This window comes from Microbacterium sp. MTN4-26 (assembly GCF_042846595.1).
Classification (GTDB): Bacteria; Actinomycetota; Actinomycetes; order Actinomycetales; family Microbacteriaceae; genus Microbacterium; species Microbacterium luteum.
The window spans coordinates 33,084-44,591 of the sequence record NZ_BTGO01000017.1; the positions used below are offsets into that span (position 1 = coordinate 33,084).

Below are 11,508 nucleotides of genomic sequence, written 5' to 3' on the forward strand. Positions count from 1 at the left end.
ACGCGCGGCGTACCCTGGATGGGTGACCCACGACGAGAGCACCCCGCGGCGAGCCAGTCTCGAACTGCTGCGCGCGGAGGCAGCGGACGAGTTGTCCGTGCTCGTCGATGAGCGTCTGCACGGCGGCGAAGACCCGTGGGACTTCATGGAAGACCTCCCGACCGTCGACGAACTCGTCGTGCTCACCTTGCGCGCGGAGAACATCGCCGCGAACGGCGGCGTCCGCCCCTCCCAGGCCCGGCACTACCGGGTGCTGCGGCAGATCGCTCTGGACTACCCGCCGCTGACCAAGGCGGTGTGGCGTCTGCTCGGCGAGGAGAAGCACCGACGGTGGGATGCCTCCGCCCACGCCGACGCATCCTGACGACCTTCCCGACCGACAACCCGGAACAGAACGAGACCCCGCCGGCCCGGAGGCCAGCGGGGTCTCGGCGTCTCACGACGCGCAGGTCACCTGAGGAACTCTGCGAGATCCTGCTCGAGAGCGAACTTGGGCTTCGCGCCGATGATGGTCGACTTGACCTCGCCGCCCTGGAAGACCTTCATCGCGGGGATGGACGTGATCTGGTACTTCATCGCGAGGTCGGGGTTCTCGTCGACATTCAGCTTCAGCACGGTGATCTTGTCGGAGTTCTCCGACTGGATCTCGTCGAGCACGGGCGAGACCATGCGACACGGGCCGCACCACTCAGCCCAGAAGTCCACGAGCACGGGGCCGTCGGCCTGCAGGACATCCTGCTCAAAGGTCGCCGACGTGGTCGCCTTGGCGGTCATTTCCACTCTCCTTCTCAGAATTCTTGCGTCTATCGGGTCAACGTGCGACGGCGGGGGAATGTTCCGCGGCCGCGAGGGGCTCCTCGTCATCCGCGCCCGGGCGGTCTTCGATCGGGTCGGCCGTGGCGTCGGGCGCGCCGGCTTCACCGAGCGATGCGAGGTAGTGCTCCACGTCGAGGGCGGCGACCGTTCCGCTGCCGGCCGCGGTGACGGCCTGGCGATAGGTGGGGTCGACGACATCACCGGCGGCGAAGATCCCGGGGACCGACGTGCGAGAGGAGCGACCGTCGACCCAGACGGTGCCAGCCTCGGTGAGGTCGAGCTTGCCGTGCACGAGGTGGGTGCGGGGGTCGTAGCCGATTGCGACGAACAGGCCCTGGAGCGCGAGCTCGCGGCGGCTGCCGTCGACGGTGTCCTCGAGCACGACGCCGGTGACGGCATCCTCGCCCAGCACGTCGACAACCTCGGCGTTCCACACGAACTCGATCTTGTCGTTCCTGAAGGCTCGCTCCTGCATGATCTTGGATGCGCGAAGCTCGTCGCGACGGTGGATGACGTAGACCTTCGACGCGAACTTCGTCAGGAACGTCGCCTCTTCGATTGCCGAGTCACCGCCTCCCACGACCGCGATCTCGCGCTCGCGGAAGAAGAACCCGTCGCACGTCGCGCAGTACGAGACGCCGCGCCCGGAGAGACGCTGCTCACCCTCGATGCCGATCTTGCGCGGGGCGGAGCCGGTCGCGAAGACGATCGAGTCTGCCTCGAAGGACTTTCCGCTGCCGAGCGTGACCTTCTTGCTGCGCCCGGCGACATCGAGGTCGACGACGTCGTCGTACAGCACCTCGGCGCCGAACTTCTCCGCCTGCTCCTGCATCTTCGCCATGAGCTCAGGACCCTGGATGCCTTCCGGGAACCCGGGGAAGTTCTCGACCTCGGTGGTGTTCATGAGCTCGCCACCGGCTTCGACCGAACTGGCGACGACGAGGGGTTCGAGGTTCGCACGCGCGGCATAGATCGCCGCCGTGTAACCCGCGGGACCCGAGCCGATGATGATGACCTGACGCACTGCGCCTCCTTCGTTGTTCTGCCAGCCGTGACAACACATGGTAACGGCCTGGAATTCCCCGCAGGTGAACGGCCCCGCGCCGGACGGGCAGCCGGTCGCGTCAGCGGCCGCCGGGGAGGAATCGCCGCACGAGGCCGAAGGCGCCGTGCAGCTCCGGGGCGCGCAGCACGGCGAGCATCCCCACATAGACGACGAGCACGCCGAGGCCGATGATCCCGGTGCCGACGGCGGCGAGGAGCGGGTTCGACGTCGTCCACCCGACGGGGCCTCCGAGAAGCAGATACACCCCCCACCCCGCGGCCGCCGCCGGGAGCGCGGCGAGAACGAATCGGCCGAGCGAGAGCATCCACTCCCCGACTCGCAGACCACCGAGCCGGCGCTGCAGCAGCCAGGTCGCGAGGATCACCTGCACCACGGAGGCGAGCGACTGCGTGAGGGCGACCGAGGACGCCAGCTGGGGGAGCGCGATCACGTCGGCGTCGACGAGGGCCCCCGAGACGAGCGCTCCCGTGACGACCAGGGCAACCTGCGCGAGGGTGAAAAGGAATGGCGTGCGGGTGTCGTCGTAGGCGTAGAACGTCCGCTGGATCACGAACAGCACGGCCAGCGGCACCAGGCACACGAGGAAGGCCAGAAGCACGGGCGCTGCCTGCAGGGCGCCGGCGGCGTCGGTGGTGAAGATGCGGCTCGCGGGCACCGCCGCGACGGCGAGGGCGGCGGTGGCGAGCACCACGAACAGCCCGAGGGTGCGGATGCTGCTGACGATGTCGTCGCGCACCTCGACATCGCGTCCGGCGGAGGCGTGCTCGCTGAGCCGCGTGTAGTAGGGCGTTCCGATCGACAGGACGATGATCGAATACGGCAGCATGAACAGCAGCCACGCGTTCTGGAAGGCGAAGACCGACGGACCGTCGCTCGAGGCCTCGGACAGCACCCGGGTCTGCACGAGTCCCGCGACCTGTCCGGCGAGCATCATGAGGAAGGTCCACCCGGCGAGGCGGCCGATCTGCGCGAGACCGACGCCCTTCCACCGGAAATCCGGCCGGACCCGCAGCCGGGCGGAGCGCCAGAACACCAGCAGAAGCGCCGCCTGCACCACGATGCCGGTCGTCGCCGTACCGGCCAGCAGTGCGATCATGTCGGGCGTCCAGCCGGCGACCTGTGTGACCGGACCGGAGAACAGAGCGATGAAGGCCAGGAAGCCGGCGATCGAGACGATGTTGTTGACGATCGGGGCCCACGTGAACGGACCGTAGACGCGTCTTGCGTTCAGCGTCTCGCCGACCAGCGCGTAGAGACCGTAGAAGAAGATCTGCGGCAGGCACCAATACGCGAAGGCGGTGGCCAATGCGGTCTGAGCCGGGGTGTAATCCGGCGCGTACAGCTGAACCAGCCACGGTGCGGCGGCGGTGGCGAGGGCCGTGGTGACCAGCAGGCCGACCGTGCCGAGCGTGAACAGCTTCGATACGAAGGCGCTGCCGCCGTCTGTGTGGGCTGCCGCCTTCACGATCTGCGGCACCACGACGGCGCTCAGCAGGCCCGCCGAGATGATCGCGTAGATGTTGTTGGGGAGCTGATTGGCGACGGCGAAGGCGTCGGCCGCAGCACTCGGCACCGAGCCGACGGCGGCGACCAGCACGACCGTGCGCAGGAGGCCGGTCAGTCGCGAGACCACGGTGCCCGCACCGATGAGCACGCTCGCGCGGCCGATGCCGCTCATCGATCGTCCTGCGGTGTCGCGGATGCCGCGTCTTCGGCGTCGTCCTCGTCAGCCTCGAGCGCCTCGCCCTCGCCGTCGCCGTCGGTCGCGGCGCGCCGGCGGTGGCGGATCGTCCGCACGAGGCCGATCACGAGGAGACCCCCGACGAGGAACGCCAGCACCGTGATGCCGATGCCCTCCCATTCGGCACGCACGTAGACCTCGGCGCGTTCGGTGGACCCGATCTGCACCCCCGCGGGACTGCGCAGATCGAGGGTGACATCGACCTCACCGTTGCCGATGCGCGCCTGCACGGGCACCTCGATGCGGGTGTTCGACGCGGGACTGGCCACCACGGTGACGGCGTCTTCCACGTCGAGGCGCAGATCCTCGGGCTGGGAGTAGAGGGTGAGGTTCACCGGGTACGGGAGGTCGTTGCGCACCCAGACGGGCAGTGTCGACGACGAGCCGAGCAGCTGGACGGTGCTCGGCGGGAGCAGCCCGACGGAATCGATCGTCTCGATCGTGCCCTGCCGCTGCGCCGAGACGACGGCGGGCCACGACTCGTCGCCGCGCCAGGCGGTGCCGAGCACCTGGAGGATCTCGTCACGGTTCGGTCCGGTCAGCAGCTCCGGGTCGTCGAGCACCGTGGCGAAGCGAGCGAGAGCGTCTTCGTCCGCGTGCATGTCCGCCGCGGCATATGCCCGATCTTCGTCGGGCACACCGGCGACGAGCTGCACCGGCGCCGGGTCGTGGGCGACCAGTCCGGCGAACGGGGATGCCGCGGTCGACGGCGCCTGCGTGGCGGCGAGAACCGCGGCGCGCAGGGCGAGACGAGAGCGCTCCGTCGACGCGCGGTCCACGGTGACCAGGAGCGGATCCTCCCCGGCGTCTTCGGCGGCGAAGTGCAGGTAGGCGCTCGCGGCGGCCAGCGGCGCCGCTCGGAGGGTGGTGTCGCTCTCGACCGAGGCGGCATTCAGCTCGCGGGAGATGTCGGTGTCGTACACCAGCAGCTGCGTGTCGGTGGCGGATGCGCGGGCCGGCACGGTCGCACCGGTGCCCGTCACGAGCGCGGACTCGGTCAGGATGAGCGCCGACGCGTCGTCGTCTCCGTTCGCCTCAGCCAGCGCATCCGCCACGAGGGAACCGCCGGTGCCGGTTGCGGGCCAGTACACGCGCTCGTGCGAGGCATCCACTGACAGGAGCTCCTCGAGCGAGGGGATCCCGAGGGTCTCCGGGTCGGTGTCGGTGTCGTCGGACGAGGACTCGGTCGGCGTCGGGGTGGCCGCCTCCGACGGCTCGACGGTCTGCTGCTCGACCGGTGCGGTGAAGTCCTCGTCGCGCATGAGAGCGGTGAGAGCGCCGGGTTCGAGGAGTGTCTCGAACCCGGCTTCCATCTGTGCCGCGACGTCGGCGTCGCCGTACTGCAGGGCGAACCGTGCGTTCGGGAGAGCGTCGAGCTCGGTGAGCCACGCGACGGCGGACTCGGGGGCGGAGGTTCCGAGGAGCCGGATCGACGCGAGGATCGCCGGATCGATCGCGAGCACGACCGGGGTGCCGGCCACCGCATCCAGCTGTGATGACAGCGACCCGCCTTCCGCGGTGAGCTCCTCGAGCTGCGCGGCCGTCAGCACCGGCGTGTCGATCGCCGGAGCGGTGATCGGGACCACGACGGTCAACGGGGTCACATCGCCGTCGTCGGGCACGGTCACCGCGCTTCGCACCTCGACCGAGTCGTCGCCCCGTGTGAAGGTCGCGGCGAGCGGGTACACACCCGGTTCGCGGTCGGCGAGAGCATCGTCGTCGGCGTCGATGGTCAGGCGCGCCGTCTGCTCCGCGCCGGAGAGGGTGGCGCCGAACGACGTCGTGCCGATCTCATCGGTCTGCGCCGACGAGTCCCCCGCGAGCCACGACGACAGTGAGGTGCGGCTGGCGAGGGCGTCGTCGGAGAGGCCGAGGGACACGTCGACGCCCTCGGCGGCTTCGAGCGTGCCGTTGTTCACGACGAACGACACCGTGAGGGAATCGCCCTCATCGACGATCCCGTTCCCCGCCGGTGCCATCGCGTAGGTGACCTCGCCGCTGAGCACCGGTGCGTCGGTCGCGTCGGGGTCGGGGTCGACGGGTGCCGCCCACGCGGTCGCCGGTGCGAGTGCGACGGCGCCCGCGAGCGCGGCTGCGGCCGCTGCGCGCAGGGTGCCGCGCCACGGGCGGTGAACGGCGCGCGAGAAGGAAGAGGTGTCGGTCATGGGGAACTCCCGTGCGACGCATGACCGCACGATCGGTGCGATTCTACGGTTCGCCCCTGCAGAGACCTGGGAGCCGAGCCGTGTGACGCCGCCCGCGGCCGCAACGCGGTTGAATGGGCGCGTGCTGCCTGAACCGGATGCCGCCACCTGCGCCGCCCTCGCCGATGACCTCCGCGGGGCCGGGTTCGCCTCGGAGAACCTGCGCGCAGCGTGGGGCGCTACCGCCGACGACGCGACCGGCCGGGAGCTGAGGGCCCCCGCGCTCCGCGCGCTCGGAGCCCGCACCGACCCGCTCGCCGTGCTGGGGCGCCTGCTCGTGCTCGGCGTGGCCCAGCCCGCCCCCGACGTCGCCGCTGCGCTGCCGACGTGCGGCGTCGACGGGCTGCGCCGCCTCGGCCTTGCGTCCGTCGCCGCCGGCCGTGTCTCGCCGGCGGCGCTCATCCGGCCTCATTCCTTCCAGGACGACGCCGGCGAGGGTGAGTGGTGGGTGGCGAGCGACCTCGACGAGATGGCGCTCGGCGGTCCGCTCCCCGAGGATCACGTGCTCGGCGTCGGCGGGGCGTCGCTCACGCTCGCGGCGATCCAGATGCCGACCCCCGCCCGCCGGGTGTTCGACCTCGGCACCGGATGCGGCATCCAGGCGCTGCGTGCCCGTCGCTTCGCGGACGGCGTCGTGGCCACCGACGTGTCCGAACGCGCGGTGCGCTTCACCCGCCTGAACGCGCTGCTGAACGGCTGCGACGGCATCGAGACACGGGTCGGCAGCCTCTTCGAGCCCGTCGTCGGCGAGCGGTTCGACCGGATCGTGTCGAACCCGCCGTTCGTCATCACGCCTCGCGCGGCGGGGGTTCCCTCCTACGACTACCGCGACGGCGGTCTCGTCGGCGACGCCCTCGTCGAGGCGGTCGTCGCCGGAGTCGGCGACGTGCTCGCGCCCGGCGGCGTCGCACAGTTCCTGGGCAACTGGGAGACGCGCGACGGCGTCGACGGGCTCGAGCGGATGCGCGCGTGGGTCGAGGCGTCGCCGGTGCCGCTGGATGCGTGGGTCGTCGAGCGCGAACAGCTCGACCCCCTCGCATACGCCGAGCTGTGGATCCGCGACGGTGGAACGGTGCCGACCAGCGATCGCTTCGGGGAGCTCCTCGCCGCGTGGCTCGACGACTTCGAGCGGCGCGGGGTGACGGCGATCGGCTTCGGATCCGTGCTTCTGCGCCGTGCCGAGGTGCCGACGCTGTCGCGTTACGAGCGCATCGGTACGGCGCCCGGCGGCGGTGGCCTGGGCGGGCACATCGCTGCCTGCCTCGCGGGTCACGACCGCATCGCCGAGCTCGATGACGAAGCCCTCGGCAGCCGGGTGCTGCGCAGCGCATCCGATGTGTCCGAGGCCCGTCATCATCGGCCCGGGGCCGAGGATCCGAGCGTGATCGAACTGCGTCAGGGCGGCGGATACGCGCGCGTGATCGAGGTCGATCCGGGCCTTGCCGCCCTCGTCGGTGCGTGCGACGGCGACCTCGCGGTCGGGGTGCTCATCGATGCGATCGCCCATCTCATGGAGGTGGATGCGCACAGCCTGCGCGATGATCTCCTCCCCCGGGTGCGCGAGCTGGTGCTCGCCGGGCTCCTCACCGTCGTCGACTGATCGGGCCCGCGAGTCGGATCGGTAGGCTCGAGCCCATGCTGAACATGGCCGAGGGTGTCGTGCGCCTCGGCGCGCTCGCCGAATCCCCGATCGTCGCGACGCTCGCCGACGCCTTCGCGAAAGCGGGCCGCGAGCTGGCGATCGTCGGGGGTCCGGTTCGCGACGCGCTGCTCGATCGCCCGGTTCACGACCTGGACTTCACCACCGACGCGCATCCGGACGAGATCCTGAAGATCGTCACGCCGATCAGCACGGCGCAGTGGGACGTCGGGCGTGAGTTCGGCACAATCGGTGCGCGCGTCGGCGGCGAGCAGGTCGAGGTGACCACCTACCGTGCCGACAGCTACGACGGCACCACCCGCAAGCCCGTCGTCGCTTTCGGCGACAGCCTCGAGGGCGACCTCGTGCGTCGCGACTTCACCGTGAACGCCATGGCCATGCGCGTTCCCGAGCGCACCCTGATCGACCCGACCGGTGGCGTCGAGGATCTCGTCGCCGGGCGTCTGCGCACCCCGATCGACCCGCGGGTGAGCTTCGGCGACGATCCGCTGCGCATGCTGCGCGCCGCGCGCTTCGCCTCGCAACTCGAGTTCGAGGTCGACCCCGCCACCACGGAGGCGATCACCGCCCTGCGCGAGACGCTGAGCATCGTCAGCCCCGAGCGCGTTCAGGGCGAGGTCGTGCGGCTGCTCGCAACCGACGACCCGGTGCGCGGCATCCGCCTTCTCGTCGACACCGGGCTCATGGGCGAATTCCTCCCCGAGGTGCCCGCGCTGCGGCTCGAGGTGGATGAGCACCATCACCACAAAGACGTCTACGAGCACTCGCTCACGGTGGTGAACCAGGCGATCGCGCTCGAGAAGACGCGGCGCCCGGATGCGGTCCCCGACGTCGCGCTGCGCCTCGCGGCCCTGCTGCACGACATCGGCAAGCCGGCCACGCGCCGGCTCGAACCCGGCGGCGGGGTGACCTTCCATCATCACGACGTCAAGGGTGCGAGGCTTGCCCGCAAGCGCCTGCGCGCGCTGCGCTTCGACGCGGCGACGACGGATGCGGTGTGCCTGCTCATCGAGCTGCATCTGCGGTTCTTCGGCTATGCCGAGGGGGCATGGACCGACTCCGCCGTGCGCCGCTACGTGCGTGATGCGGGCGATCAGCTGGAGCGGCTGCACATCCTGACGCGGGCGGATGTCACGACGCGGAACAAGCGGAAGGCGAACCGGCTGCGCAGCGCCTACGACGACATCGAGTCGCGGATCGCGGCCCTGCGGGAGCAGGAGCAGCTCGACGCGATCCGGCCGGACCTCGACGGCAACGACATTCAGCGCATCCTCGGCATTCCGCCGGGACGCGACGTGGGCGCCGCCTACCGGTTCCTGCTCGACCTGCGCCTCGACGAGGGCGTTCTCGGCGCGGACGAGGCCGAACGGCGCCTGCGCGCCTGGTGGGACGCGCGCGCCTGACGGCTGCGTTTCGTCTCGCTGCGCTCGCTCGACGACCGGCGGGCGACCGGGGGTGCGACCGGGGTGGGACGCCTCCTCCCGGTCGCCCCGCGAGGGAGCGGAGCGACCGAGACGAAAGGCGGGCGTCAGGAGCCGTTCGGCACGACGACGGCGCGACCGCGGACGGTGCCCTCGTGCAGCTTCGCGTACGCCTCGACGGCGTCGTCGATGCCGAAGCGCTCGACGTGCACGCCGACCGCGCCGGTGCGCGCGAGTTCGAGCACCTCCTTCAGCTCCGATCGCGTGCCCCAATACGGAGCGCGGACGGCGGCGCCCATCGGCGTCGAGAAGAAGCCCGTCGCAAGGGTGCCCCCGCCGATGCCGACGATGTGGATGTAGCCGTCGGTCGCGACGACGTCGCGGGCGAGGTCGAGCGTCGGCTGCGCGCCCACGAAGTCGAACACGGCCGACGCGCCCAGCCCGCCGGTGAGCTCCCGCACGCGCTCCGCGGCGTTCTCGTCCGAGATCACCGTGTGGTGCGCACCGACCTCCTTGGCGAGTTCGAGTTTCTCGTCGCTGACGTCGAGCGCGATCACGTTGGCGCCGCTGATGGCGCGGATGATCTGCACACCGACGTGGCCGAGGCCGCCCACGCCGATCACCACCGCCGTCGAGCCGGGGCGGAGCTTGTGCTCGGCGGCCTTGATCGCGTGATAGGGCGTGAGCCCTGCATCCGTCAGCGAGACCGTCTCGACCGGGTCGAGGTCGCCGAGCGGGGTCAGGTGCCGCTTGTCGTCGACGATGACGTATTCGGCCATGGCGCCGGGAGCGCCGAGGCCGGGAGGAGCGATGCCCATCTCGGCCGCGTGCGGGCAGTAGTTCTCCGCACCCTGGGAGCACGCGTGGCACTGGCCGCACCCCCACGGTCCGTAGATCGCGTACGACCCCCCGACCTCGATCCCCTCGACACCGTCGCCGAGCATGTCGACGACGCCCACGCCCTCGTGACCGAGGGTGAGGGGCAGGCCGTAGGTGTACTGGTCCTCGGGAAGGTCCATCACGAACCAGTCCGAGTGGCACAGACCGGCGGCGGTCACGCGCAGTCGGATCTGCCCGGGGCCGGGCTCGGGCGTGTCGATGTCGACGACTTCCGGTCCTTTTCCGATCTCGCGATATTGCACAGCTTTCATGGGTCCTCCTCATGCTCGGGGTCGAGGGACGGTTTCAGCCTGACACCGCCGGAATCGGCGCACCAGGGGGATGACCGGCGCCGTCATGCGACCTACACTGGCCCTACGCTCCCTCATCGCCGATCGGAGCAGGATGACTTCTGCGTGGTCGCGTCAGCGCGGGGTCTCGCCGGAGACATCCCGTCTGCTCATCGAGCGCGCCCATGAAGAACTCGTCGCCGGCAACCGGGGTGACACACGCCTCGCCGATGTGCGACCGCTCGTGCGGGACTCGTGGGAGCGTTCGCTGGCGAGTCTCGTCGGCGCCGAGGGACTCCCGCCGATGGCGCTGTCCCGCGAAGAGCTCGAGGAGTATCGCCGCGCGCATCCGCTCGCGACCGTGATGGACATGATCCGCGGACTCCTGCTGCCCGGCGAGGCGAGCGAGTCCGGTGTCGTCGTCGCCGTGGGAGACGCATCGGGCCGACTGCTGTGGGTGGAGGGCGACCTCGACATCCGTCGCCGCACCGGCGACATGGGCTTCGTCGAGGGCGCGAACTGGGCTGAGGATGCGGTGGGCACCGCCGCTCCCGGCACCGCCCTGCGGCTGGACCGGTCGGTGCAGATCCATGGTGCCGAGCATTACAACCGGCTCGTGCAGCCGTGGTCGTGCACGGCCGCGCCGTTGCACGACCCCGAGACGCGCCGTCTGCTCGGCGTGATCGACGTGACCGGTGGCGCCGAGGCCGTGACGCCGCAGGCGCAGCTCCTCGTGGACGCCGCCGCCCGCGCCATCGAGAGCGAGCTGCTCGTGGCGCGCCTGCGCCGGCGCGCCGAGGCCCCGAAGCGCCGGGCGAGCCGCCGCGCCCCCGTGCGCGCGACGCTCCGGGTGCTCGGCCGGGACCGCGCGGTGCTCGAGACCGGCGGCGCGAGCGACCCGACCGCATCCGTCCAGCTGAGCGCCCGTCACGCCGAGATCCTCCTGATGCTCGCCACCCACCGTGCGGGGCTGTCCGCCGAGAGGCTCGGCGAGCTCGTCTACGGCGACGGCGCGACCGAGTCGCTGCGCCCCGAGATGGTGCGGCTGCGCAGAGTGCTCGAGTCCGTCGCCCCGGCGCTGGTGCCGGCATCCCGCCCCTATCGACTCACCGTCGACCTCGACACCGACGCGCAGCACGTCGTCTCCCTTCTCGACCGCGGGGCCCACCGCGTCGCGCTCGCCGCCTACGCCGGCGCGGTGCTGCCGGACTCCGTGGCACCCGGAGTCGAGCAGGTGCGGGCGTCGGTGAGTGCGGCGCTGCGTGAGGCGCTCATCGAAGACGCGAGCGTGGATGTGCTGCTCGCCTACGCCGACACCGACGAGGCCGCCGATGACGCGGAGGTGCTGCGGCTGTGCCTGGAGCTCCTGCCGGCCCGCTCTCCCAAACGCGCCGGCCTCGTCGCGCGTCTGGATCGCCTCGCTCCCTGAGG

General features: G+C 71.0%; 9 protein-coding genes. 4 read left to right on the plus strand and 5 right to left on the minus strand.

Features of this window, described 5'->3' with window-relative positions; genetic code table 11:
• The first annotated feature begins 22 nt into the window (after positions 1 to 22).
• Positions 23 to 364, plus strand: coding sequence for a tryptophan synthase subunit alpha (locus ACGG9C_RS13800; protein WP_071044209.1), 342 nt, complete (start codon positions 23 to 25; stop codon positions 362 to 364).
• A gap of 86 nt (positions 365 to 450) precedes the next feature.
• Here the strand turns inward: ACGG9C_RS13800 and trxA are convergent, their stop codons facing one another.
• The 4 genes from trxA to ACGG9C_RS13820 all read right to left on the minus strand — a co-directional run bounded on the left by trxA (position 451) and on the right by ACGG9C_RS13820 (position 5,788).
• Positions 451 to 774, minus strand: coding sequence for a thioredoxin (trxA, locus tag ACGG9C_RS13805; RefSeq protein ID WP_194384121.1), 324 nt, complete (start codon positions 772 to 774; stop codon positions 451 to 453).
• Between the two features lie 37 nt (positions 775 to 811).
• Positions 812 to 1,840, minus strand: a complete 1,029-nt coding sequence (trxB, locus tag ACGG9C_RS13810) for a thioredoxin-disulfide reductase (protein WP_194384120.1) — start codon at positions 1,838 to 1,840, stop codon at positions 812 to 814.
• Between the two features lie 100 nt (positions 1,841 to 1,940).
• Complete coding sequence (murJ, locus tag ACGG9C_RS13815) at positions 1,941 to 3,560, minus strand: murein biosynthesis integral membrane protein MurJ (protein WP_194384119.1); 1,620 nt, start codon at positions 3,558 to 3,560, stop codon at positions 1,941 to 1,943.
• Positions 3,557 to 5,788 carry a DUF6049 family protein gene (locus ACGG9C_RS13820; protein ID WP_083336456.1) on the minus strand — a complete coding sequence of 744 codons (2,232 nt, stop codon included), beginning with the start codon at positions 5,786 to 5,788 and terminating at the stop codon, positions 3,557 to 3,559. Before ACGG9C_RS13820 ends, murJ begins: the two co-directional genes overlap by 4 nt.
• Before the next feature lie 121 nt (positions 5,789 to 5,909).
• On the opposite strand from ACGG9C_RS13820, the gene ACGG9C_RS13825 reads away from it, so the two are divergent.
• A complete protein-coding gene (locus ACGG9C_RS13825; protein ID WP_071044206.1) occupies positions 5,910 to 7,427 on the plus strand; it encodes a methyltransferase in 1,518 nt (505 codons plus the stop codon).
• A gap of 35 nt (positions 7,428 to 7,462) precedes the next feature.
• Complete coding sequence (locus ACGG9C_RS13830; RefSeq protein ID WP_071044205.1) at positions 7,463 to 8,890, plus strand: CCA tRNA nucleotidyltransferase; 1,428 nt, start codon at positions 7,463 to 7,465, stop codon at positions 8,888 to 8,890.
• A 125-nt stretch (positions 8,891 to 9,015) separates the two neighbouring features.
• Here ACGG9C_RS13830 and ACGG9C_RS13835 read toward each other — a convergent pair whose 3' ends face one another.
• Complete coding sequence (locus ACGG9C_RS13835) at positions 9,016 to 10,059, minus strand: NAD(P)-dependent alcohol dehydrogenase (protein WP_194384117.1); 1,044 nt, start codon at positions 10,057 to 10,059, stop codon at positions 9,016 to 9,018.
• Between the two features lie 133 nt (positions 10,060 to 10,192).
• Here ACGG9C_RS13835 and ACGG9C_RS13840 point away from each other — a divergent pair, with 133 nt between their 5' ends.
• Positions 10,193 to 11,506 (plus strand): GAF domain-containing protein, encoded by a 1,314-nt coding sequence (locus tag ACGG9C_RS13840; RefSeq protein ID WP_194384116.1) that lies wholly within the window; start codon positions 10,193 to 10,195, stop codon positions 11,504 to 11,506.
• Positions 11,507 to 11,508 lie beyond the last annotated feature (2 nt).

Excerpts from the sequence above, each read along its gene's own strand:
- trxA (WP_194384121.1), bottom strand. The coding sequence starts at position 774 with ATGACCGCCAAGGCGACCACGTCGGCGACCTTTGAGCAGGATGTCCTG.
- ACGG9C_RS13835 (WP_194384117.1), bottom strand. The coding sequence starts at position 10,059 with ATGAAAGCTGTGCAATATCGCGAGATCGGAAAAGGACCGGAAGTCGTC.
- ACGG9C_RS13820 (WP_083336456.1), bottom strand. The coding sequence starts at position 5,788 with ATGACCGACACCTCTTCCTTCTCGCGCGCCGTTCACCGCCCGTGGCGC.
- murJ (WP_194384119.1), bottom strand. The coding sequence starts at position 3,560 with ATGAGCGGCATCGGCCGCGCGAGCGTGCTCATCGGTGCGGGCACCGTG.
- ACGG9C_RS13840 (WP_194384116.1), top strand. The coding sequence starts at position 10,193 with ATGACTTCTGCGTGGTCGCGTCAGCGCGGGGTCTCGCCGGAGACATCC.
- ACGG9C_RS13830 (WP_071044205.1), top strand. The coding sequence starts at position 7,463 with ATGCTGAACATGGCCGAGGGTGTCGTGCGCCTCGGCGCGCTCGCCGAA.